Source organism: Undibacterium cyanobacteriorum (genome assembly GCF_031326225.1).
Classification (GTDB): domain Bacteria; phylum Pseudomonadota; class Gammaproteobacteria; order Burkholderiales; family Burkholderiaceae_D; genus Undibacterium; species Undibacterium cyanobacteriorum.
Genome location: NZ_CP133720.1, coordinates 3725746 through 3751477 on the forward strand (window position 1 = coordinate 3725746; position 25732 = coordinate 3751477).

Below are 25732 nucleotides of genomic sequence, written 5' to 3' on the forward strand. Positions count from 1 at the left end.
TCCGACACCACGCAGCAAGGGTGTTGTGATTTATCAAAACTCAGAAATCAAGTGGTGCGAAACAAAGCGATTTTCTTTCCAATGAACAACAAAGCACGTATGCTTCACTACAGTCGCTCGTTCCACGCTCTCCTCACGAGGTTGTGTTTATGCGTTTGAATTCTCAAGCCTTCCGAAAGACTCTTCTCCCTTTCTTCGTCTTTTGCATCGGAGCCCTCTTTTCAGGCTTACTCGCCCATGAGCGTTATCAGAGCAATGTGCAAACCGTCGAGCAGGAATATAAGGACGCCAAAGACCACATTATTGAGGAGATCAAACGCCGCTTCTCCACACCCATCTACGGCATGACGAGTATCAAAGCACTAGTCTATGTCCACCCACACTTGAACCACGAGGTATTTAGAACAGCACTCAACAATCACGATCTTCCAAGAGAATTCCCTGGAGTACGCGGTTTTAGTTTGTTACAACCAGTTCAACGTTCTGAACTTGCTGCATTCATAGAACAGCAACGCAAAGAGGGCCTCAAGGATTTCGGCCTTCGCGAGCTGTCAAATAATGTTTATCCTGACCTTTACGTCGTGCGTTATGTCGAGCCACTCAATGGCAATGCCAAAGCCATGGGGCTCAATTTAGGATCGGAGCCAATCCGACGCGAAGCACTACAGAGGGCAATTGATACAGGGCTCCCGCAAATGACGGGAGCAATCAGTTTGGTGCAGGATCATCGCCAAACGAGCGGCGTAGTGATCTTCTATCCCATTTATCGCATGGGGGCCGACACCAACACGGTCGAAGAACGACGAGCCGCGTTAATGAACTTGGTCTCGACGCCCATTGTCGTTGAAGACTTACTTCTAGGGATTAACGAACATCAGGCTCAAAGTATTGATTTCGAATTATTTGATATTGTAGAGAGCGGCAATCTTGACGCGCTTCTGTACGATTCTGATCATCAAAACGTATTGAAAAATAACGTTGACGGCGTCAGACGTTTCAATCACACCGAAACTATTGAGATCCATGGGAGGCGGTTGACGCTCTATACATCAAGTAGCAAACAACTTGAAAAAGAAATCGACGAACTGAGCGCGTTTCTATTGTTCCTCGGTGGAAGCCTAATCAGTCTTCTTGCTTCACTGATGATTTGGAAACAAGGCAATATGCAAATCAGTGCCGAGCATATTGCTGCTGAAATGACGGAGGAGTTGGAAAAACTCGCTCAAGCCGTCCGCCATACCAACGACGCAGTGATATTCACAGATTTAAGTGGTCGTGTGAAATGGATCAATCCCAGTGTCGTCCGCATCACCCATTTCACCTTGGAAGAGATTCGAGAAAGAACGATCACCGATGTACTGCACGATCCAGAACAAGAAATGGCCAGCTTCGAAGCATTTCTCACTCAGTTTGATGAGCTTAACGCTCACCATCTTGAGTCCCGCAACCAATCAAAAGACGGTCGCATACATTGGTTGGAAATCGAAAAACAAAATATCTTAAATCGTCATGGTGATCTCGATGGATACATGTTTATCTGCAGTGACATCACTGAGCGCAAACACACCTTAGATCAATTAGAAAAAGCGATCCGTGACAGCGAAGCGCTACGGACGACACTTAATTTGCACGCCATCGTTTCAATTTCGGATCGCAAGGGCACCATTATCTCGGTCAACGATGCTTTCTGTGAAATCAGTGGCTACGCACGCGAAGAATTGATTGGTTCCAACCACCGCATCGTCAATTCACGTGTGCATGACGAGCAATTTTGGAGTGGGCTGTGGCAAACCATTAGTGCCGGTAAGTCTTGGCGCGGCGAAATTTGTAACCTCAGTCGCCAGAACAAATACTATTGGGTTGACACCATCATTACGCCCTTCTTCGACAGAACAGGACGTGTCGAACGCTATGTCTCCATTCGCACCGACATCACCAGTCGCAAAGAAGCTGAGTTCGCCTTACAGCGTAGCCAGAAAGCCTTATTGCAGGCACAGAATACAGCAAGGATAGGCAATTACACTTACGACATCGTTAAAGACCAATGGCAATGCTCTACTACCTTAGATGACATCTTCGGCATTGACGCCGGTGCCACCAAGAATATGGAGGCCTGGGTCAACTTAGTCGTTCCTGATCATCGAAACCTAGTACAAAACCATTTTGTACAAGTCATGCAAGACCATAAAGAGTTCAATCTCGACTATCAAATCAAGCGCAAATCCGATGGCGCGGTGCGATGGATCATGGGTATTGGCAACTTCAGCTATGATGCTGAAGGACGCCCTCTTGCATTAGACGGCGTCATTCAAGACATCACCGAACGCAAGGAAATCGAACTTCGTTTGAAGGAAAACGAAGAACTACTCAATGACGCACAACGTACGGCACGTATTGGCTCCTATGTCACCGATATCAGCAAAGGTGTATGGCGCGGTTCACCGATGATGGATGAAATTTTTGGTATTCGCGCAGATGAGGCTAAAACGATTGCCACATGGGGCGACATCATCGCACCAGAATATCGTCAAAAAGCGCTCGACCATTATCAAGAGGTCGTCAATGGTGATGGCAACTTCCATCTCGACTACGAAGTGATACGGCCAGTCGATGGTAAACGTTGCTGGGTCTCTGCCCGCGGACACTTCACCTACGATAAGAATGGCGATCCACTAACGTTGCAAGGTTCTATCAAAGACATCACTGAAGAAAAACAACGTGAGTTAGAACTCACTCAATACCGTGACAGATTGGAGATGCTGGTCGCACAAAAAACCCAAGATTTACAAGAAAGCGCAGCCTCGACAGAACGCGCACTCGCAGCCTTACGGCAACAGAAATTCGTGCTCGATGAACATGCAATTGTCAGTATCTGTGATGGTAATGGCCGGATCACCTACGGTAACCGTCGCTTTTCAGAAATTAGTGGCTATAGCCGTGAGGAATTTCTTGGTAAGAATCATCGCATCATCAATTCTGGCGTGCATCCTAAAAGCTTCTTCAAAGACATGTATGACACCGTCTTGCGGGGCGAGGCTTGGCACGGGGAAATGTGCAATCGCTCCAAACGCGGTAAGTTGTATTGGGTCGATTCGACCATCGTCGCATTCAAAGATGAGCACGGACAACCGAAAGAATTCATCGCGGTGCGCACCGACATTACTGAGCGCAAGCAACACGCCCTATATGAACAGTTCCGCAATAAGATCTTGCAACTGATCACCGCCGATACCGATCTAAGCAAACTCACTACTTCCATGGCCTTAGAGTTAGAGGCAGTGGAGACGGATATGTGGTGCAGTATTTTATTCACCGATAATCATCAACAATATTTGCGACTTGCCGCGGCACCGAGCTTGCCCAAAGAATACACGGATACACTAGCGATTATCGAGATCGCAGATGGTGTCCGCAGTGGCGGCACAGCCGCTGCAACTGGTCAACGTGTGATCGTGGAAGATATCGAGAGCCATCCGTACTGGAAAGATCATCGCGAACTCGCACTCAAAGCAGGAATTCGTTCGTGCTGGGCACAACCCTTCTTCGCGAGCAATGGCCAAATTCTTGGTGTGATCTCAATATATCACCCGCAACCACATCAACCACATGCGAATGAACTTCATTTCGTTGAACAAGCCGCTAGCTTATTGGGGATCGCGATTGATCGCCAGCGTGCAGCAGAAGCGTTGGCGAAAAGTGAAAAACGATTTGAGCTCGCAGTTCAGGGCGCAGATGAGGGGATCTGGGACATGGATATCGTCACTGGCGAACTGTATCACTCACCGCGCATGTGGGAGATGTTGGGATATACCGAGACCGAGCTTCCTACCAATCGTGAGCGCTGGAATGCCATCACTCATCCCGACGACCTCAATGCTTTTGTGAAGCAACTGGTAGAACATTTCAAGGATTCTACAAAAGAGGTACGCTCTATCGTCCGACTCAAACATAAAGACGGTAGTTGGCGTTGGATTCTCAGCCAGGGACGTGCTACTAGAGATGCATCAGGACGCGCGATTCGGATGACCGGGACCAATTCGGACATCACTGATCGCAAAATGGCGGAAGAAGCCGCACTTGCAGCCAACCGTGCGAAGTCGGAATTCTTAGCGAATATGAGTCATGAGATTCGCACGCCGATGAACGGAGTGGTTGGCATGGTCGATATCTTGCAACAGACTGAACTCACGATAGAACAACGACACATGTTGGAGACCATACAAAGCTCCTCCGTTGCTTTGTTAGGTATCTTGAATGACATTCTCGATTTCTCAAAAATTGAGGCCGGTAAATTGGTGATCGAAACCATCCCTACTTCGATTCGTGATGTGGTAGAAGACGTCGCTCGCTTGATGTTGAACGTGGCGCAACGTAAGAATCTGCGCATTTCTTTATTCGTCGACCCACAGTTACCGAAGTGGGTCCTATCCGACCCAACTCGCTTACGTCAGATTCTCTTTAATCTGCTTGGAAATGCGCTCAAATTCACGCCTCAAAACGGCGGTGAAACCATGCTGCACGTGCATGCCAGCCACGTCGATCAAAAGGACTATTTAGAGTTCCACATCATCGATCATGGTATCGGTATGAGCGAGGAAGTCTTAGCCAAGCTCTTTCAACCGTTCACCCAAGCCGATGCCAGCACCGCCCGGCAATTTGGTGGCACGGGGCTGGGCTTATCGATCACACAGCGTCTGGTCAGTTTAATGCAGGGAAAGTTAAAGGTCAGCAGCACCGAAGGACTAGGTTCTGAATTTATCATTACCTTCCCATTAATAGCGACGGAAGAACCGGTTGATCGGATGGCACCACCGATACCGAATATCGAGGGTGTTTCGGTACTCTTGGTCAGTCAACGCAATAGCTGCACTACGATGCTTCAGACCTATCTTGCGGCAGCTGGAACGAAACTCTTGATCGTCGAAAGCCTCGACGCCATGACGCCTGCGTTACAGAAGCATCCAGAGACCACGGTCGTGCTCCTTGATAGTTTCAGCTTTGAAGGCGACATCGTACTTCCACCGATTGATCGATCATTCACTGTGGTTGAGCTCTCTGAAAAAAATGGCGTACAGCGCATACCACATGCGCTGCAGCTCCATAGTTGGCCGCTATTTTACTTCGAGTTGGTGAGCACAATCGCCGTCGCCAGCGGCCGCCTGTCGGCGAATAGTCTACAAAGCTTACAAGAACAAACTCACTTCGAGAGCACCACGAGTTTGAGTGTCGAGGAAGCTTTGGAGCATGGTCAATTGATCCTACTGGCAGAAGACAATGAAACGAATCGCGAGGTCTTGTTGGAACAACTCCGTTTGCTCGGTTATGCGGCTGAAACCGCCGAGGACGGTGCCATCGCCCTGAGCAAATGGCAAAGCGGTCGCTACGCTTTGTTGTTGACGGACTGCCATATGCCCAACATGGATGGCTTCGAATTAACTACAGAAGTTCGCTCGCTCGAAGGTAAAACAAAGCACTCACCCATCATCGCTATTACAGCAAATGCGATGCAAGGCGAGGCACAACGTTGTCGCGATCATGGTATGGACGACTATCTTTCAAAGCCACTGCGACTACATGAGCTGCGTTCAATGTTGCACAAGTGGATGCCTCTCAGTTCAAAAGCCAAAGAGCAAAATCAGGTCAGCGAAGAACTCAATCAAGAACTAGACGAAGTAGGCACACTGCTCGAAGAAAGTCGCGATTATCCGGTTTGGTCCGCGGGCGCATTGGCCGAGCTGATTGGCGATAATCCGTCGCTGCAACGTCGCTTGTTAAGTAAATATCTCTTGAAAGGTGATAGCGAAATTGAAGCAATTCGCCTCGCCATTGAAACCGAGGATGCAGACAAAATCAAAAATCTCGCACACACACTCAAGTCAGCATCACGGTCGGTCGGTGCGATGGCGCTCGGAGAACTCTGCCAACAATTAGAAAATGCAGGAAGGGACGGTAGAGTTCGTGACAGCAAATCAACTCTGCCTGAGTTGATAACGACCTATCAAGCCTGCAAAGCGAAGATAGAAGCTTTCTTGCAAACTAAAGCATAAGGAATCACAAGCCTTTAAATTGGATCGATAGTAGGATAGATTATAGTAAAACCGATTTCGAAATAAAAAGCTTCAATCTGAACCAAACAATTTTGATAAAAAGGACGAGGGAGATCAATATGAGTACCCAGCAAAACGACAAACCAACTGTACTGATCCTTGACGATGATGAGTTCAGTCAAGACGTCATGATTGGTATGCTTGAAGAACTCGGCATTAGCAAAATTCGTGTAGCCAGCGACGGTAATGATGGCTTGCGTGTACTAAAGGAAATGAGTGTCCCGCCTGACGTACTAATCTGCGATATCCTGATGCCGGATATGGATGGAATGAGCTTTCTGACCGAATTAGCGAAGACTGATTTCAAAGGGCGAGTCGCCTTGGTCAGCGGGATCGATAGTGACATCTTGAGTATCGCTGAAAAAGTCGTACGTGATGATGGCCTCAATATCATTGGTGCATTTTTGAAACCGATCAAATTGGATCATCTACGACAAATCATGTCGAATCCGGTTGCTGGTGCCTAAGGTATATAAGGTACTTGGGGTACTTGGGGTACTGAGGGTGCTTGAAGCATCTTCACCAAGTTAAAGAAAATCACGCTCGTTTTAAAAGCGTTTTTAATTCAATAATAATGCTTGAATTTTATGCACCATTTTGACATTTGTTTGCAAATTTCAGTGTGGTGCGGGGGTGAGAAAGTAAACTCAAGCGCGAAAAGTTCAGTACACTACATCTAACAAATTCTAAGTTTCAAGAGGGCAAACTCGTTGAAAAACGAGGACGCAAAGCTTCCGGCCTAAAGCACATCGATGCAATGGTAGCGGGGTTGCCAAATAAGTGAGTCGTACCAGCCAGCGAAAGCTCCTTATTTGTTCAGCGTAGCTCTCTCTTTTTTTCTGAGAGACGCCAATGGCAAATTCACATCCAACTTGCACAGTTAAAAAAAGCGCGAATGCTGAACAGGTTCGAACATCTGCATTGTTAGGGACCTTGTCCTACTCTTTGGTGTTGGCAGCCTCGGCGTTCTTATTGATGAACTTGAGCGCCTGTAGTGGTGGCGAAGTTGAGCAAGCCAAGAGCGTCAGCGCCTCCGCAGCACCTGCACCGATTTCGAGTGCAACGCTTGAGTTCCGCGAGGAACTCCCGAGCGTTGATGCGACCAAAGAAATGGCACGGGCTTCCTTCCACATTGCTCCGGTCGTGTTGCCAGAACCTATCGATGAAAAAATCAGTAACAGTGCTCATCAAAAAGCACGTCAAGAAGCCGTCAATGTTGAAAGTTTAAATTTGTCGCAACGTGGCGCTCCTCTCACAGAAATTCAGCGCGGATTGCAAATCCAGAAGGACAACTACGCTGCCATGATCAAAGCAGGTATTGCACCTCCGCCTGCAGCAACAGCGATGGTGGCAACCTATACGCCAGCGCAAGTCCGTGCTGCCTACGGCTTACCAGCCTTACCGAGCACAACAACGTACACTGCGGCGCAAGCTGCATCCCTCGGCGCAGGCCAGACGATCTATGTTGTTGACGCCATGCACAATCCAAACACCGCAGCGGAGCTTGCCGCCTTCAATCAAAAATTTGCTCTGCCGAACTGCACTACAAAGACAGTCGCAACCAACGCCACATTGCCACTGGCAGCGCCCAGCACGAATGCCTGTGATCTGGTGATTGTCTACAGCACTGCCGCAGGCGCCATGACGAGCACTGCACCAGCCTATGATTCCGGTTGGGCCACAGAAATTTCTTTGGACGTGCAATGGGTACACGCGATCGCCCCACTCGCTCGCATCGTTCTGATCGAGGCTCCAGATGCCAGCGTAAATAGCCTCACTAATGCGGTCAAGCTGGCCAATGCGATGGGGCCTGGCGTCGTCTCAATGAGCTTTGGTGCAAAAGAAGGAAGTTGGACTAGCGCCTACGATAGTGCTTTCACCGCCACTGGCATGAGCTACTTGGCCGCAACAGGTGACTTTGGTATGGAAGTTGAATGGCCATCCGTTTCCAGCAACGTTCTTGCGATTGGTGGAACCTCACTCACTTACAGTGGCACCGGCAATCGTAGTGAAGTCGCATGGAGCCAAACTGGTGGTGGCATCAGTGCTTACCTCGCAACACCAAAATACCAAACAAGCAGCGTTCCTGGCATGGGCACTGCCGTGCGTCGTACCGTCGCTGACGTAGCTTTCAACGCCAATCCTTCGACAGGACAGTATGTCGCTTCAATGACGCCGGGTAGCAGCACGGTGAATTGGATTAGTGCTGGCGGTACAAGTCTCTCCACTCCTCAATGGGCTGGTTTGATCGCGATCGCGAATGCCAATCGTGCGCTCACCGGCAAAGCCAAAATCGGCGCACCACACACCCTCTTGTATGGAAATATCGCGAGTGTTGCCGGTAACTACAGTAGCGCATTCTTGGATATCACTAGCGGTAGTCATGGTACTTGCGCCACCTGTTCTACCAAGACTGGATATGACCAAGTCACTGGGCTTGGCACACCCAATGTCACGAGTTTGTTGAACTTACTCAGTAATGCTGGCGCCGCAGCGGCACCGCCCAGCATCACAGCCGCAACCATCAGCGGTGTCAGTGGAACGGCCTTGAGCTACACCGTTGCGGCCACCGGTAGCAATCCTTTGAGTTTCACTTTAACAGGTGCACCATCGGGCATGGCAATTAGCTCAAGCGGCATTTTGACGTGGGCAAGCCCCGTGGTCGGAACTTATACTGTTACGGTGACCGCAAAAGATAGCGTCGCCAACTTAAGTTCTCAAGCAGTTTTGACGATCAAAATTACTGCGCCGGTGCCACCGAGCATTACAGCGGCGAGTATCAATGCAACTGTCGGTAAGGCCCTGAGTTTTACGGTGACAGCAAGCGGTGCCAATCCTTTAACCTATAGCTTGAGCGGCGCCCCTACTGGCATGACTATCAGCACAGCGGGTGCCGTAAGCTGGGCCGCTCCTGTATTAGGCAAGTACTCTGTCACAGTGATCGTCAAAGACAGCAAAACTGGCTTAACTGCACAAGCCATCTACACAGTGACGGTGGTCAACCCACCGGCACCAACCATCGCCGCGACGAGCATTAGTGGCGCGGTAGGTAAAGCCCTCAGTTTCAATGTCACGTCGGTCGCCTCGAATACAGTGACTTACACTATGTCTGGCGCACCTAGCGGTATGAGTGTTAGTTCAGCCGGTGCTGTCACATGGACTGCTCCGATTCTCGGAAAATACACCGTGACTTTCACAGCCAAAGATGCCGTGAGTGGTTTGACTGGCTCGGGCATCTATACCATTACCATTGTTAATCCGCCTGCTCCTATCGTCACCGCACAATCAATTAGTGGCAAAGTTGGTACTGCCTTAAGTTTCACACCACAAGTGACCGCGTCTAATCCAGTTACTTACACGATGACTGGGGCACCAAGCGGCATGACGATTGCTAGTACGGGACTTGTAAGCTGGGCTTCGCCAGTGTTAGGCAACTATACGGTGACCATTGTCGCCAAAGATAAAGTCACGGGCTCAAGTGGACAAGCGAGCTTCACCGTCAGTATCGTCAATCCTCCTGCGCCAACAGTCGCTGCGCAGACGGTGTCTGGCACCGTAGGCAAAGCCTTGAGTTTTACGCCGCTAGTCAGCGCCACGAATCCGCTTACTTACACACTCACTGGCGCACCAAGCGGCATGAGCGTTTCAACGACAGGAGTCATCAGCTGGACGACACCTGTTGCGGGCACCTACAACGTCGTGTTGACAGTGAAAGATACAAAAACTGGTCTGAGTGGACAAGCGACGATGACGGTTGTGATCACTGTGGCGGGTCCCGTGATCACTGCAGCTGCGCAAACTGGCGTCGTTGGCAAAGCTTTAACGGGTACGATCACCATCACTGATCCGGGTGTGGCCTATATCTCAGTCTCTATTTCTGGTGTTCCATTGGGCATGTCGATGGTGATGAGCGGCACCACCATCACCACCAATTGGCCGGCACCGGTGGCTGGCAGCTATACGCTGAAAGTGACGGTAACAGATTCTGCTGGACGAACTGCCACGGCTAATGTGCCAGTGACAATTGCAGCAAAATGAATCTCCTCCCCCAAAGATGTAAGGCAGTAAAGTAGTGCAGTAGTGAAGATGTGATGTAGTAATTTTTTCCCAGTAGTGTATTTGTGAAACAGCACTTCAGCCCACCTCTCTCGGTGGGCTCTTTTTTTTGGCGCTCACTCACTTACCTCAGTCACTTACCTCACGCACTCATGCGCCAAGTACGGGTTTCGAGATCTGGCGATTTGTCCTACAATGCGCCTTCATTCATCTTTGAAATACGGATAGCATCGTGGAATTAATTAGTACGCATTGCCTGGGAAAGCCTTTACGTTTGCGCGCTTCGATGGCAGGTTGGCAGCAACTCACTTGGGATCGACACATTGTTGGACAGCGTCCCGCGAGTGCTGACAATGAAGGCCCATTTTCCTATGAATTTAGGGTCTTACCAGACCATGATCCAGCCAACCACACCAGTCAAGAGATCGATCAGACGACTGCTAAGCCAGTGGAAGCCATTACGATCCGTCTTGAATTTCATGTGCAATGGCAGGATTTTCGCGTCGACTATCAGCTCTTTCAGAACGATGTCGAAATCGAGCGTGGTCAACGTACGGCATCAGATCTACAAAGAGAAACACCTACCGAAAGTCTTGAGCAACACGCGAAAGAAACAAAGTCCAGCGGCAAAAGTTTCGCCCTAGTCGCCCTCGCCCTTAAGCTGCTCCAGAGCGCCAAATTTGTGAAATTCGCCTTAGCCGGTTTAACCTTGGCCACATATAGCGCCATCTTTTCTTTCCACTTTGCGCTGGCCTTGATCGCTTGTCTGGTCGTGCACGAATATGGTCATGTGCGGGCGATGAAGTACTTTGGCTTAAAAACGAAAGGCTTCTATTTGATTCCATTCTTCGGTGGCATGGCGGTCACCGATGAAAAGCTCAATACCCGCTGGCAGGATGTTGTAATTTCTATCATGGGACCAACGTTCGGCATGCTACTCTCGCTCGCACTATGGGTCGCCTATCTCTTCACCGACAATACTTATCTGGCAGCACTGGCGAACTTTAATGCCTTCTTAAATCTGATTCAGATGATCCCAGTACTGCCACTCGATGGTGGTCATGTGATCAAGAGCATCGCGTTTTCTGCTAGTACGCGGGTGGCCACTGTACTGTTGAGTCTTGCCAGTGTGCTCGGCATTTTCGTGAGCTATTCAATCGGCTACTTTTTCTTAGCCTTCATCTTGTTTATCGGCACCTTAGACATTGTGGTCGAATGGCGTCACCGCAAGCATAGCTTGTTGTTACCACTCAATCGTTATGGTCAAATTGTGTCGACCATTTGGTACTTGGCGACTTTCGCCGTGCTGTTCTTCATCATGTGGCACTTCGCTCAATCGGGCGATCCTTTGATGTCTTCACCGATGGCAATTTTGCGGAATTAAGCCTATGAGCGAAAATTCGCTCATAAGAAAAAAGGGGCTCATCGTATTGAGCCCCTTTTTTTGTTTGATCACTCCGCTTAAGGTTTCTCTGCTTTACCCGCCGCCTTATCCTCAGGCTTCTTCGTTTCAACCGGCTTAAACATCCCCATCACATCGCGTTTGCCGCGTTCCAGATACGGCACTGGTTTATCCATCCATTCTGGACGAGGTTTATTCAACAAATAGTGATCGAAAAATTCACCCATGTGCACGGTGAAATGTTTAATGTTGTCACGATCCCGTAAGCCGTGTTTTTCGCCGTTGTAGTTGAACCAGTAAGCTTCCTTATTTAAGCGACGCAAGGCCGTAAAGAACTCAATCGCTTGGTACCAAGGCACCGCATCATCATCGTCATTATGCACCGTCAAATACGGCGTTTTCACCTTATCGATTTGGAAGATCGGTGAGTTCTCGACGTACTTAGCAGCGCTGTCCCAAGGTGTGCCACCGATACGGCTTTGACCACGTTCATACTGGAAGGCACGGCTAATGCCTGCGCCCCAACGGATACCACCATAGCCACTGACCATGTTGGCCATCGAAGCGCCTGCCTCAGCAGCGCGGAACATATCGGTGCGCGTCAATAAATAATTGATTTGATACGCTCCCCAGCTATGCCCTTGAATGCCGACGCGTTTAGGGTCGACATAGCCTTGCGCCAACACCGTTTTAATCGCTGGCAGGACCGTGTTCATCGCGCTCTTGCCAGGGTAGCCCGTGGTGTAGACTATATCGGGGCGCAACACGATATAGCCATTACTGACATAACGCGTCACATTGATGTTCTGCCCTGGCGCGGGCGCTACATAACGATGCAAGTTATCCGTCATCTTTTCGTAGATGTAGACCATCATCGGATACTTTTTCTTAGGATCGAAATTTTCCGGCTTCGCAATCAAAGCTTTGAGCTTCTTGCCATCAGCGCTGACGTAATCGATTTGTTCTTGCGTACCCCAATTGAATTCCGTCTGTTGAGGATTGGCTTGGCTGATTTTCTGTGGCTTCGTCAAATTTAAATCACTCGTCCACAAATCAGGAAATTCGGTAAACGTCTGCTGGGTGAACAGCACACGGTCACTGTCTTTTGCCTTCATTAGACCGGAAATCAACTTATCTGCCGCCAACAAACGCGTCGGCGGCACCGGAGTATTCAAAGCCTGCGGATCAAGGCGATAGTAGCCTGTGGCTTTACTCACGTCGTGCTCAGCTGACAGAATCCATGGCTCTTTACTCGACAGCACTCTACTTTCGGACGAGCGCTTACCGTCGCCCAAATATACATAACGCAGAGAGGTCTGGTTTTTACGCCCCCATCCAGAAGTCACATTTTTCGCGCTGAGATCAGCGAGCGAGATCGACCACAAGTCAAACTGATCATACAGCACGACTTGGCTATCATTTTCCATCCAACCTGCCACACCATAAGCAGGTTTGAGATCCGGAGTATCACGTTCTTGATCTTCAAAATGGGTCTTAATCTTGCTGGTCAGATCGATCTTGTGGCCTTTGCTCGTATCGTAGGCCAACCATTGACTCTTCTTCGCGTCAAAGTTCAAGATGTATTTACCTGCAGGTGATAACTGCGGCATACTGCTCGTTTTTTCGATCAACATCTTCGCCTGGCCCGTCGACAAATCGACCGCATAGGCGTCGTAGTACAGCTTATCCCATGACATCAACTGACGATAAGGCAAGCTGCTAATACCGAGCGCAAATTGCGCATTCTCATTGACCATCAGTTGCGGCATATTTTTATGCGCTAACTGTAAGAAACGACCATCGTTCAAATGCACCACGGCGCGATAATTTTTTTGCTTATCACGTTCAGCATTGACCTTTTGCACTGATTGAAGCTCAGGATCTTTCCAGTGCCACAAGTCGACTTTCATCGGCTCTGGGGCATTTTTCGGCTCTGGTTTCACCACCTCCGCGGTACTCAAGAACAGCCGTTGGCCATCCTTGCTAAAACTCAGATCAGCATGCTCGCTAGGCGCGGTATTCGCTGGCATGCCAAGGCTGTTGGCATTGACCAATAGACGCGCCTCAGCCTTCCCTTCTGACCAATAATAGACTGCATACTGCGGCTGAATGTCATCGACTTTGGCGACGACCTTATCTTTGTTGGCGACGTTTTCAGCCGCTGGTGCAGCATTCTTTGTCACAGCTTCGGCCGCTTTTTTCTTAGCAAGGTCATCACGATTACTCATGAAAACCAATTGCTTACCTTCATCATCGAAACGAAGATGTTTGTAAGTACCAGCGCCTTTCAAAACCGGCGCAGACTTTTGTTCTGCTGTCTTCCATAGATACACACCTTCTTGATCTGCTGGATTATCTTCCTTGACTACCGGCTTTTCAGCCGCGACCGCTGTTTCAGATTTATTGAGTTCCCCCTGTGCTGGCTTGCCACTTTCTTTTGCAATTTCTTTCGCTAATTCTTTCGCTGCCTCTTTGGCGTCCTTAGTGGCATCTTTGCTGGTATCTTTCGTGACTTCTTTTGTTGAGACCGAATACGCTAAAGCGCTGCCATTTTTATTCCACGTAAAATCAGCAACCTCATGCAAGCTATGCTTTTTCTGCGTGGCGAGATCCCAAATCACTAATTCCGTGCCTGCTTCTTTTTTCTTCGTCGCGCCTGCCGCTGCAGCAGCCGGAGTAGCTTGATCTTCATCCTCAGCACCTGCGTTGAACTCTGCGTCACTTGCGGTTGATTTTACTTCTTTCTTGGTTTCCTTGACCGGTTCGAGCAGGGCAGCGACCACGGCCGCACCTTCTTCAGCGAAGCTAAATTTCTTCACGCGTTCGATGCTCTCGACCTTACCACTGCTCAAGTCCATGACACCGAGACCTGGTTTCGGTGCATCCTCCGGTTTCTTCTTTTCTTTCTTGGCCTTATCGAGTTCTACGCGGGTCGGTGTAATCGCAAAAGCGAGATAACGTCCGTCATACGAGAACACAGGATTCGCGCCACGTGGCGAGCGCCATTCACGCCCATCTTGCAAATTCTTGACGACGACTTCCCCGTCAGACTCTTGGCCATGTAAAGCGTAAGCGGCCCACTGACCATCGCGGCTCAAGACGGGAGTCTGAATACTGCGCCAATTGGCATACACGTCGTGCGTAATCAGTTTTTTCACGCCCGCTTCGATGGGCGTTTCCGCCTTTACTTTTAGCTTTGCCGTTGCCTCTTGCGCAAAAACCTGATGCGGCGCCGCGGTCCCCAGCACTAAAGCCAAGGCCGTCGCCGCAACGCCGACACTAGAACGAAACACGAATGGAACACGGTCCACTTTCAACTGTTGATTAGCAAAGTCTCTCAACTTATTCTCCAGATTCAAAAATTCGCGCTTCATTCTAGGACGCGCTGATTAACCACAAATTGACGGCAACAATCGCAAATTAAGGCAGTTAACGCCCCCAATTAGCCTTGGATTTGCAAAGTCTTAACGACCTTACCTTCGCCTTTTTCTCCCATACCAGAACCATTATTACGATTCTCTTTTCTGGTCGCGACGAGTCGATCACCGACCACCGCAAAGGTCCACTCCTCTTCATTTCGGATATCGAAACTGATCACGACGTATGCACGCCCATGAATGTTTTGGGTCGCCTTACAACCCAGAGGTGTGCCGTCGGCAGCGATCCAAATATCGAGCAAACCTTCATACTTTTTCATGAACTTACGTTCACGTTCAGACAGCTTGTCGATAGAAAATTCAAAACTCAACACGCGCGCGGCTTGCCCTTTATACGTATCTGCTTTTTCCGACTTGAAGTTGGCTTTCTCCATCATCCGAGTTAATGCGGGGCCTGCAAAAATCATAGGGCGCAAGGCGGAGGAATTGACTTCACTGAGCGCATTCAAAGTCGGCGTTTTTGCCTTACTATCTTTTTCTTTGGCGCGTTCTTCAGCATCTAATTTATTGAGTGTGTCTTTGCTATATAAAACCTGCAAACCTCGCGCACTCTCTTCCAAACTAACGGATGCCAAACCCGAAGTTTCTTCAAGATCTTTACCATCGCCTTGACGATTCCAAGTGCGCGCCTCAACGGTTGCCTTCAAAGGCGCAGAACCCTGCAACTTCGCAAGGGCCGCCTTCAAATCTGATAGTCCATCTGCTTGTGCCGTGCCAGCAAAAGCGCTCAAAAGCAGACCCGAGATGAGTGCTGCGGTAATACGATTACGCATAAATATCCTAATTTCGATGTAGGTTAATTTACATAAACTCTGAGACCAAAAAGTGCTCATAGAGTTCCCAATCCCCCAGACCTCAATGCATCTTCCAAGTGCACCCAAATTTAACGCGCAGCGCGGCAATACGGGAATACAGCGAGCGGCCTGAGTTTGGATCGAGGAGCGTAGCTGAACTTGAGTACAGCGAGCACCGCAGGTTCAAAATCAGGTCGCGCACTGGTTGATGACAGCAACCGTAGCGAGCGGCCTCAGTTTGAACCGAGGAGCGTAGCTGTACTTGAGTACAGCGAGTACCGCAGGTTCAAAATCAGGTCACACACTGGGTTGATGGCAGCAACCGTAGCGAGCGGCCTGAGTTTGGACCGAGGAGCGTAGCTGTACATGAGTACAGCGAGCACCGCAGGTTCAAAATCAGGTCACACACTGGGTTGATGGCAGCAACCGTAGCGAGCGGCCTCAGTTTGAACCGAGGAGCGTAGCTGTACATGAGTACAGCGAGCACCGCAGGTTCAAAATCAGGTTACACACTGGGTTGATGACAGCAACCGTAGCGAGCGGCCTGAGTTTGGACCGAGGAGCGTAGCTGTACTTGAGTACAGCGAGCACCGCAGGTTCAAAATCAGGTCACACACTGGGTTGATGGCAGCAACCGTAGCGAGCGGCCTCAGTTTGAACCGAGGAGCGTAGCTGTACATGAGTACAGCGAGCACCGCAGGTTCAAAATCAGGTTACACACTGGGTTGATGACAGCAACCGTAGCGAGCGGCCTGAGTTTGGACCGAGGAGCGTAGCTGTACTTGAGTACAGCGAGCACCGCAGGTTCAAAATCAGGTCGCGCAGTAGGTTGATGCGAGGTCTCCTACCTGTAAGGACGCACGATATACTAATAACGCCGATTGTGCATCATCAGCCGCATATTTGATCTGCTTGGGGTGGAGTGTGGGCGAAGCCCAATTGGAGGTGGAGATACGTTTAGACTTTTGCAATTGCTGACCGAAATATTTCTCTACTGCAGCTTTGGCACCCATTTGGCGCTTTTTGTCGGTACTGAGAGCGCGTGATAGGTCGAGCACTTTTTGCACTTTCACGCCGAGTTTTTTGAGTAAGCGTTGATTATCGTCCCCCAAACCAAAGCCCACTTTGAGAATCTGGCTTGACTCAAGAATCTGCTTCAAAAGCCCCTGAGAAAAGGCCACTTGCGCATCACTGACGACGGGGAAAAGAAAAGCAAAATCTTCTGTCGCCAGCTGCACTAAATGTGGCCCGTCCGAAATCTGGCCACGCATGAAGGTGGGTTTAGATTCCGTGTCAAAGCCGATGACTTTTGCTGCACTCAAGATGACGCGCGCATGCTCTAGCTGTGCTGCGTCTTTCACGACGATGGCGGCATGTTCGGCAATGCCTTGATAAGCAGGCAAGGCTGGATCAGTGGTGAGTTGTTGAGTCATGATGCTGGGGCGTGGAAAGGCGACATCATACCCCAGCACTATCACAAACTAAAAGAGCGATCACTTTTTCGCGCTCGCTCTTCGTATTCACGCAGATCTTTGACCAATCTGGTTTTGCACTCCTAATTTACGGTGCACTGCCCTTACGGTTCACATTGCCACTACCACCAATGGCCTTGGTCACACGTGGGTCGCCGTAATATTCAACATTACCGGAACCGCCAATGCTGACATTCAGGTTATCGGTCGCCCATGTTTCAACGCTACCGCTACCACCGATGCTCACCCGCACATCTTTTGCCATTAGTTTGCCCATATTCATGGAACCAGAACCACCGATAGAACCAGCAATTTGCGAAGCACTTCCTGCTGCCACGAAGCTACCACTACCGCCGATCGAAACACGCAATGTGTCAACGCGCAAATCCTGAATCGCCACATCACCTGAACCGCCTAGACGCAATCGCAAATCGCCCGCATTCAATTTGCTAGCACTGAGACGCCCTGAGCTATCTAAGGCGATGTCATCAATCTTTTTGCAGTAGATGACCACATTAAAGGTACGTGTCTTGGGATAGACATTTTTCTCTTTTGTGCGAATCTTTAGGGTATTGCCTTCGACGACCACTTCGAGCATGGCTTGAATATTGTCATCGGTTTCAATGCTGACGCCTTCAGTCTCGCCTTGTTTGAGTTCAACCTTGGCAGGCACATTGATCGCGATGGCACGAAAATCTTTGACTTTCGTCTCTTGGGTGACGAGCTTGCCTGAGCCTTCTACTGCACGGCCCCAATTACCTAACCACTCCGCACTGGCAGGCGCGGCGATGGCGATACAAGCCGACAAAACGAGAGCACGACGGATTCCGAATCGATCACTGAAACTCATCTCTTCACCTTTTGGAAAATTATGTAGGTATTCGCTATGAATATTTGGCTGGAATGAGTGAGACATCTTTAACGCCTTCATATCTCTTCATATTCGCCTCACCGTTAAGCAAAGGTGCCATGACCGTTCTCGGGATGGCACCTCATTTCAATTACGCTGTTCTTGGTTTGGTTCTGAACAAGCAATACAGTGCATAGATGATCAAGAATGGGATCAAGAACGGTACCGCAGCGAGAGCGAAAGAACCCAACACCGCAACCAGCACCACCACCACGACCAAGGCTACACTAGCGAGGACAATGCCGGTCACACTGAGTGCCACCACCACACCAATGAAGGCGGCCAACAATCCGATGAACAAACCTGCAATCCCACCGACACCTGTCACTTCATCACCATCAATCACGATATGTGAACCACCGGTGGCGAAGAAACCTGCCATCAACAAAGCAAACAAAACAACAAATCCGATTAACAAGCCACGTTTATTTGTTTTCATGATATTCCCCTTCTTCGACTATGAACTTCTTTGACTGGAACCAAAAGCTTCGCTTCATTTTCTTGCTGATCGATGAAGTGATCGCTTTCTCTATGGCTGCAGTGTAAGAAGATCCCTCGTCAAGTACCAGCGCATTGCGACAAACTGCACAAAACGCGGCATCAAGTGTCAATTCGGGGGCGAAGCCTTGCAAAGTGTTGCAGGAAATCCGATTGGCAAACCACACAATCTCCTACTACTGCCGCTTCACGCTCTCGTGTTTTTGCGACTTTGCCATGGCTTTCAGATAACTCAACAAATCATCTAGCTCCGCATTGCTGATGGTTTTCACATCGAAGCCTGGCATCAACGAGGTTTTCCACGTGCGCACTGCTGACGGTTGTCGTATTAACTTACGCAAAAACTCGGTTTGAAAATACTGGGTGGGGTTATATGGCAAATTTAAATCGGGGCCGATTTCCGCATCGCCTGCACCATTCATTTTGTGGCACACAGCGCAATTTTTGAGAAAAACCTGCAAGCCCCGCATCGCTGGTGCAGAGGCGTTGATTTGCGCTGGCGCCAATCGGGGGTACCGTTGCAACAGGGGTTGTTCAACGCGAATCTTTGCCACTTGATACGGCCATTGCTCATTGCTGATCTTGCCCGCCACGGGATCTAACCAGACCAAATAGAACGGACCTGCGCTTGCCGTCTTGTGCGGATTATTCGCATCGATGGGTGGCCAAGGATGGGCCAGCTCCTCGATGGCTAAATAAGCTTGCCCAACTCCAGCGAGATCCTGACCCGCGATATTAGCAACGAAGCCATCACTCGCAACAAACTGCACTGAGGCATGGTCTGCCGCCGAGGGCAATAGAACCGATATAGGAACGGCACGATATTGCATGGTGCGCTGGTAGGCCGAATCTTTTTGAACCGTAATCACTTGTGAGCGCAACAGTAATTCAGAACGACTCAGTGACAGCGTTTTACCGCCCGCCGTCACCTCGAGTCGTGGCTCGTCGATTGACGCACCGGTCTGCTCCAGCAATGAAGCGGTGACGGAGACACCATCTATACCGGCAGCGACCACGGTTTGTCCCAATAACAAAGTTGAAGCCAAAGCCATCCCGCTTGCTAAGCGCTGAAGCCATGCACGAATGAAGCCTTTTTCGGTACTGGCATAACCACACAGACGATGCATATTTCTAGCCTCCCAATTTTAAATCGGACAGATCCAACAACACAGATCAAACACAAGAGATTCAACACAAGCGCGATCATAGCAGCCGAATCGGCTAAATATTTCAAAAAAGTTATGTGTCTTGCTGCCCTGAAATTCGTTTTGCACGCAATTCTCTTGGTTTTTCACACTTTCATGCTCAAAAGCTAAGTTTGCTGCGCCGCGCCAGAGCAAAAGGCTTTAAAATGGAAGGTTTGAAAAATCACGCGCGCCTGCTACAAAATTCAGCACTTTCAACGCTGATAGCAGAAGCGCATCACCGCATAAAGGCAGAAGAGCAATGCTCACTTTTCAACAAATTATTTTGACCTTACAAGATTATTGGGACAAACAAGGTTGCGCTTTATTGCAACCGATTGATATGGAAGTGGGTGCCGGCACCTCGCATACGGGAACCTTCTTGCGCGCCTTGGGCCCTGAGCCATGGCGTGCGGCCTACGTGCAACCATCACGCCGTCCGAAAGATGGTCGCTACGGCGAAAACCCAAATCGCCTGCAGCACTACTATCAATACCAAGTGGTGTTGAAACCTGCACCAGAAAATATTTTGGATCTCTATCTCGGTTCCTTGAAGGCACTGGGCTTGGATCTGCAACAAAACGATATTCGCTTCGTCGAAGACGATTGGGAAAACCCAACGCTGGGCGCGTGGGGCTTGGGCTGGGAAGTCTGGCTCAACGGCATGGAAGTCACTCAGTTCACCTACTTCCAACAAGTCGGTGGCATTGATTGCAAACCGATACTCGGCGAAATTACTTACGGTATTGAACGTCTCGCCATGTACTTGCAAGGCGTAGAAAACGTCTACGATCTCGTCTGGACTGAGCGCGAAGAAAATGGCAAGACCGTGCGCTTGACCTATGGCGATGTGTATCACCAAAACGAAGTCGAACAATCGACCTTCAATTTTGAATATTCCAACACGGACTTCTTGTTCTCCTTATTCACCAACTACGAAGCAGAAGCAAAACGTTTGCTCGACGTGAGCGAAAAATCCTTGGCCTTGCCTGCCTACGAAATGATTTTGAAAGCAGCGCACACCTTCAACTTGCTCGATGCACGTGGCGCGATTTCGGTGACAGAACGCGCGGCTTATATCGGCCGTATTCGTAACTTGTCTCGTGCAGTGGCTTCGGCTTATTTGTCAGCACGCTATCAGTTGGGCTTCCCGATGTGTGCGGAAGATGATCAGCATAAGCGCGATGCGATGGCGGCGATCGAGGCACAAATTGCCAAGGCGGCGCAAGCGGCTGCATAAGCCTATCAGGATCAAAGACAACGAAGGACTTTCAGGACAGTCCTCACAGAATAAATTGAGATCGAACATGAACCAAACACTTTTAGTTGAACTCTTCACTGAAGAATTGCCACCAAAGGCCCTCGCCAAATTAGGTGAAGCATTCGCCGCTGGCATCGTCAATGGCTTAAAAAATCGCGACTTTTTGGAAGCCGATTCCGTCGCGACGAGTTTTGCCTCCCCACGCCGTTTAGCCGTCAGCATCACCAAAGTACGTGCGACTTCGCCAGACAAACAAATTCGTGAGAAAGTTTTACCAGTTGCTGTCGCGCTTGATGCGAACGGCAATGCAACAGCACCTTTGGCGAAGAAATTGGCGGCACTTGGTTTCCCCAATTTGCAGGTAAGCGACTTAGAACGCGCCGTGGATGGCAAGGCTGAAAGCTTCTTCTACAGCTACACCGCACCAGGCACCGCATTAGCAGCGAGCCTGCAGGCGGCGTTGGAAGACGCCATCGCCAAATTGCCGATTCCAAAAGTGATGAGCTACCAACGTCCAGATGGTTCCACGGTTCACTTTGTGCGTCCGGTCCACAGCATCATCGCCTTGCACGGTAGCGACATCGTTGACTTGAACGCTTTGGGTTTGAGCGCTGGCCGCAGCACACAAGGTCACCGCTTCTTATCCGCAGGCACAGTCACCATCAATCATGCTGACGACTACAACCGCGCCTTAAAAGAAGAAGGCAAAGTCACTGCCAATGTCGAAGAACGCAAAGAACAAATTCGCCAAGCTTTATTGGCCAAGGCCAATGGCGATCAGATCTTGATGCCAGAATCTTTGCTCGATGAAGTGGCTGCTTTGGTTGAATGGCCAGTCGTGTACGAATGCCATTTCGAAGAAGAGTTCTTGGCGGTGCCGCAAGAATGTTTGATTCTGACCATGCAAACCAACCAAAAATACTTCGCCGTCACTGACGCTGCAGGTAAATTGCGTTCACGTTTCTTGATCGTTTCCAACTTAGCGACCGACACGCCAGAACACATCATTCAAGGCAATGAACGTGTGGTACGCCCGCGTTTGTCCGACGCGAAATTCTTCTTCGAACAAGACAAGAAAAAAACTTTGGCCGACCGTTTGCCATTGTTAGCCAATGTGGTCTACCACAACAAACTCGGCAGCCAAGCAGAACGCACACAACGCGTTAAAACACTGGCTGGTGCCATCGCCAAATTGATCAACGCCGATGTCGCCCTCGCAGAACGCGGTGCCTTGTTGGCCAAAGCCGATTTGTTGACCGACATGGTTGGTGAATTCCCAGAGTTGCAAGGCATCATGGGCACTTACTACGCGAAACACGACGGCGAACATGCTGAAGTCGCTGCCGCTGCATCAGAACACTATCAACCACGTTTCGCAGGTGACGCCTTACCAGCCACCGCAACAGGCACTGCAGTTGCGCTCGCAGACAAGCTCGAAACCTTAGTCGGTATCTGGGGCATCGGCTTGCAACCAACGGGCGACAAAGATCCATTCGCTTTGCGTCGCCATGCATTGGGCATCTTGCGTATGCTGGTCGAAAAACGCTTGACGATTTCTTTGCAAGCTTTGCTTGGCGCTGCCGTCGCTCTGTTTGCAGGCAATAGCAACTTCAAAGATCCAAGTGCGGAAGTTCTGAACTTCTTATACGATCGTTTACGTGGTCAATTGCGTGAACGCGGTTTCTCACAAAACGAAGTCGAAGCGGTGGTCGCGCAAAACCCAGACAGCCTGGACAATATCGTCGAACGCTTGCAAGCAGTACAAAGCTTTGCCGCCTTGCCAGAATCCGCATCCTTGGCAGCCGCGAACAAACGTATCACCAACATCTTGAAAAAAGCCGAAGGCACACCGGGCGAAATCAACCCTAGTCTGTTACAGGAAGCGGCGGAACAAGCGCTCTACAAAGCCATGGGCGACGTTAAACCAAGCGTTGATCAAGCCTATGCGGCGGGCGACTTCACCGGCGCTTTGAAAACCTTGGCAGCCTTACGTGAAGGTGTCGATGCTTTCTTCAATGACGTGATGGTCAATGCAGAAGACCTCGCACTGCGCAACAACCGCTTAGCCTTGCTCGCATCTTTGCATGGCATGTTGAACCAAGTTGCGGATATCTCGAAGTTAGCTGCGTAGAAAAAACCTTGGGCGGTAAGATAAAACCGCTCAACACAGAGACACAGAGGCACAGAGGTAGCACGGAGAAAGCTACAAAATCAGCAGAACAAGCCGATCCAAAAATAAACTCTCCCTCCTGCTTTTCTCAGTGTCTCTGTGCCTCTGTGTTGAGAGGTTTTGGTTTTAAGAAAGTAGGGCGGGTGCAACCCGCGCGGTTCGGAAGTTTGAGCACGCTGGACAGTAGATTAGAACAGTAACAATCCCCTCTCCCGCAGGCGGGAGAGGGCTAGGGTGAGGGTAGTTCAAAAACTGCAGAAGCATTCAAACCAGTTGGATTCTATCGATAGCAAGAAAGATTCAACATAGTTTGCAGCAATCTGAATGCCCCTCATCCCCAACCCTTCTCCCGCCCGCGGGAGAAGGGAGTTTAGAGGCAAATTGTTTGCTGGTTACAAGCAATACCAAAACCATCAAACAGTGAAGCATAGAGTTGACGCAAGGAAGACAACAAAATAGGCAGAAAAAGTGATCTAAAAACGAACACTTTCTCCTCCTTTTCTCAGTGTCTCTGTGCCTCTGTGTTGAGAGGTTTTGGTTTTAAGAAAGTAGGGCGGGTGCAACCCGCGCGGTTCGGAAGTTTGAGCACGCTGGACAGTAGATTAGAACAGTAACAATCCCCTCTCCCGCAGGCGGGAGAGGGCTAGGGTGAGGGTAGTTCAAAAACTGCAGAAGCATTCAAACCAGTTGGATTCTATCGATAGCAAGAAAGATTCAACATAGTTTGCAGCAATCTGAATGCCCCTCATCCCCAACCCTTCTCCCGCCCGCGAGAGAAGGGAGTTTAGAGGCAAATTGTTTGCTGGTTACAAGCAATACCAAAACCATCAAACAGTGAAGCAGCGAGTTGGCGCAAGGAAGACAACAAAATCGGCAAAAAAGCCAATCCAAAGAACGCTGCCTTTCTCCTGCTTTTCTCCGTGTCTCCGTGCCTCTGTGTTGAGAGGTTTTGATTTAAAAGATGTGCGCTCTGCGTGAAGAGCCTTCGAATGGACGATAGACGAATATGACACCACAAAAACTCATCATCCTCGACCGCGATGGCGTCATTAATCATGACTCGGATGCCTTTATCAAATCACCCGATGAATGGCATGTGATTCCTGGTTCGGCGCAGGCGATTGCACGTTTGAATCAAGCGGGTTACACCGTGGTCGTGGCAACCAATCAGTCCGGCGTGTCGCGTAAATTGTTCACCATGTCGACGCTCAATACGATTCATCAAAAGATGCATGCGACAGTCGAGCAAGTCGGTGGCAATATCGACGCTGTCTTCTTCTGCCCGCACAGCGCGGACGATAACTGTGATTGCCGCAAACCGAAACCAGGCATGCTTCAAGAAATCGCGCGTCGCTACGACGTCTCACTGAAAGGCGTTCACTGTGTGGGCGATTCCTTGCGGGATTTGCAGTCGGGTTTTGTGGTCGGTTGTTTGCCTAACTTAGTGTTAACCGGCAAAGGCCAAGGAACTCTCAACAAAGGCGGACTACCGCCAGGCACGCAAATTCATACTGATTTGGCCGCCATGGTCGAAGCTTTGCTGAGTAGCGAGACCGAAGAATCAAACTAGATTTTCTCAAACGATTTTATTGATACAGACCATTCTGCGCACGACGCATTATTTAGGAACTCCATGTACACCGCATTTTGTTTTCTTCGCTCACTTTTATTCACTTTGGTGCTGATCACTGCTACCGTCATTTGGGCGCCGATTTGCTTTCTGTTTGCGCCATTACCTTACAACGCACGTTATCGTGCGACGGCACTGTGGAATGTGTTCATTATTTGGGCAGCCAAAGTCATATGTGGCATTCGCTATGAGAAAAAAGGATTCGAGAATTTTCCTGATAGCCCCGTCATCGTTTTATCCAAGCATCAATCGGCATGGGAAACGATTTTCTTGCTGATGGCTTCGCCACGTCCATTAGTGTTTGTGTTTAAGAAATCTATTTTGTATATCCCCTTCTTCGGCTGGGGCATCGCTTTGTTGAAGATGATTCCAATTGATCGCAGTAAAGGCAAAGACGCCTTCGCCCAAGTGGTGCGGATTGGTCGTCAACGTTTAGCCGATGGTCAATGGGTCATCATGTTCCCGGAAGGCACGCGTATCGCCGTCGGTCAAAAAGGTAATTACAAAGGCGGAGGCACACGTTTAGCGATCGAAACTGATACACCAGTCATTCCGATCGCACTCAATTCTGGCGAATGCTGGCCGAAGAATTCTTTCATCAAACGCCCCGGCACCATCACCGTCTCGGTCGGCAAACCGATGTACGCCGAAGGCATGAACGCCACGGAGTTTATGAGCAAAGTCGAAGAGTGGATCGAGGCCGAAATGCGCGTGATTTCACCTGATGTCTACAAGTAAGCACGTAGGAAATAAAAGCAAAAAAATAAAACTTGAAACCTGATCACTGAGGCGTCATCCCTGCGCAGGCAGG

At 49.6% G+C, this 25732-nt stretch carries 14 protein-coding genes and 1 riboswitch; of the genes, 8 read left to right on the top strand and 6 right to left on the bottom strand.

Annotated features, from left to right (window positions below; all coding sequences use genetic code 11):
- The first annotated feature begins 149 nt into the window (after positions 1-149).
- The 4 genes from RF679_RS15495 to RF679_RS15510 all read left to right on the top strand — a co-directional run bounded on the left by RF679_RS15495 (position 150) and on the right by RF679_RS15510 (position 11547).
- Positions 150-6047, top strand: a complete 5898-nt coding sequence (locus tag RF679_RS15495) for a PAS domain S-box protein (protein WP_309481530.1) — start codon at positions 150-152, stop codon at positions 6045-6047.
- Between the two features lie 119 nt (positions 6048-6166).
- The gene (locus RF679_RS15500) at positions 6167-6574 is read left to right on the top strand and encodes a response regulator (RefSeq protein ID WP_309481531.1); all 408 of its coding nucleotides are present in this window, start codon (positions 6167-6169) and stop codon (positions 6572-6574) included.
- A gap of 223 nt (positions 6575-6797) precedes the next feature.
- Positions 6798-6884, top strand: a riboswitch (cyclic di-GMP riboswitch).
- A gap of 75 nt (positions 6885-6959) precedes the next feature.
- Positions 6960-10145, top strand: a complete 3186-nt coding sequence (locus RF679_RS15505; protein WP_309481532.1) for a putative Ig domain-containing protein — start codon at positions 6960-6962, stop codon at positions 10143-10145.
- A 250-nt stretch (positions 10146-10395) separates the two neighbouring features.
- Complete coding sequence (locus tag RF679_RS15510; protein ID WP_309481533.1) at positions 10396-11547, top strand: site-2 protease family protein; 1152 nt, start codon at positions 10396-10398, stop codon at positions 11545-11547.
- Positions 11548-11624: 77 nt separating this feature from the next.
- Here the strand turns inward: RF679_RS15510 and RF679_RS15515 are convergent, their stop codons facing one another.
- The 6 genes from RF679_RS15515 to RF679_RS15540 all read right to left on the bottom strand — a co-directional run bounded on the left by RF679_RS15515 (position 11625) and on the right by RF679_RS15540 (position 19803).
- Positions 11625-14939, bottom strand: a complete 3315-nt coding sequence (locus RF679_RS15515) for a S9 family peptidase (protein WP_309481534.1) — start codon at positions 14937-14939, stop codon at positions 11625-11627.
- A 68-nt stretch (positions 14940-15007) separates the two neighbouring features.
- Positions 15008-15775, bottom strand: a complete 768-nt coding sequence (locus RF679_RS15520; protein ID WP_309481535.1) for a hypothetical protein — start codon at positions 15773-15775, stop codon at positions 15008-15010.
- Between the two features lie 833 nt (positions 15776-16608).
- Complete coding sequence (locus RF679_RS15525; RefSeq protein ID WP_309481536.1) at positions 16609-17229, bottom strand: 3'-5' exonuclease; 621 nt, start codon at positions 17227-17229, stop codon at positions 16609-16611.
- Between the two features lie 127 nt (positions 17230-17356).
- Complete coding sequence (locus tag RF679_RS15530) at positions 17357-18184, bottom strand: head GIN domain-containing protein (protein ID WP_309481537.1); 828 nt, start codon at positions 18182-18184, stop codon at positions 17357-17359.
- An 85-nt stretch (positions 18185-18269) separates the two neighbouring features.
- Positions 18270-18617 (bottom strand): hypothetical protein, encoded by a 348-nt coding sequence (locus RF679_RS15535; RefSeq protein WP_309481538.1) that lies wholly within the window; start codon positions 18615-18617, stop codon positions 18270-18272.
- A 235-nt stretch (positions 18618-18852) separates the two neighbouring features.
- Positions 18853-19803 carry a cytochrome c gene (locus tag RF679_RS15540; RefSeq protein WP_309481539.1) on the bottom strand — a complete coding sequence of 317 codons (951 nt, stop codon included), beginning with the start codon at positions 19801-19803 and terminating at the stop codon, positions 18853-18855.
- Between the two features lie 319 nt (positions 19804-20122).
- Between RF679_RS15540 and glyQ the strand changes: the two genes are divergently transcribed.
- The 4 genes from glyQ to RF679_RS15560 all read left to right on the top strand — a co-directional run bounded on the left by glyQ (position 20123) and on the right by RF679_RS15560 (position 25659).
- On the top strand, positions 20123-21100 hold the full coding sequence (gene glyQ, locus RF679_RS15545) for a glycine--tRNA ligase subunit alpha (protein WP_309481540.1): 978 nt from the start codon (positions 20123-20125) through the stop codon (positions 21098-21100).
- A gap of 67 nt (positions 21101-21167) precedes the next feature.
- Positions 21168-23252, top strand: a complete 2085-nt coding sequence (glyS, locus tag RF679_RS15550) for a glycine--tRNA ligase subunit beta (RefSeq protein ID WP_309481541.1) — start codon at positions 21168-21170, stop codon at positions 23250-23252.
- Between the two features lie 1045 nt (positions 23253-24297).
- Complete coding sequence (gene gmhB, locus RF679_RS15555) at positions 24298-24861, top strand: D-glycero-beta-D-manno-heptose 1,7-bisphosphate 7-phosphatase (RefSeq protein ID WP_309481542.1); 564 nt, start codon at positions 24298-24300, stop codon at positions 24859-24861.
- Between the two features lie 63 nt (positions 24862-24924).
- On the top strand, positions 24925-25659 hold the full coding sequence (locus RF679_RS15560; RefSeq protein ID WP_309481543.1) for a lysophospholipid acyltransferase family protein: 735 nt from the start codon (positions 24925-24927) through the stop codon (positions 25657-25659).
- The last annotated feature ends 73 nt before the right edge of the window (positions 25660-25732 follow it).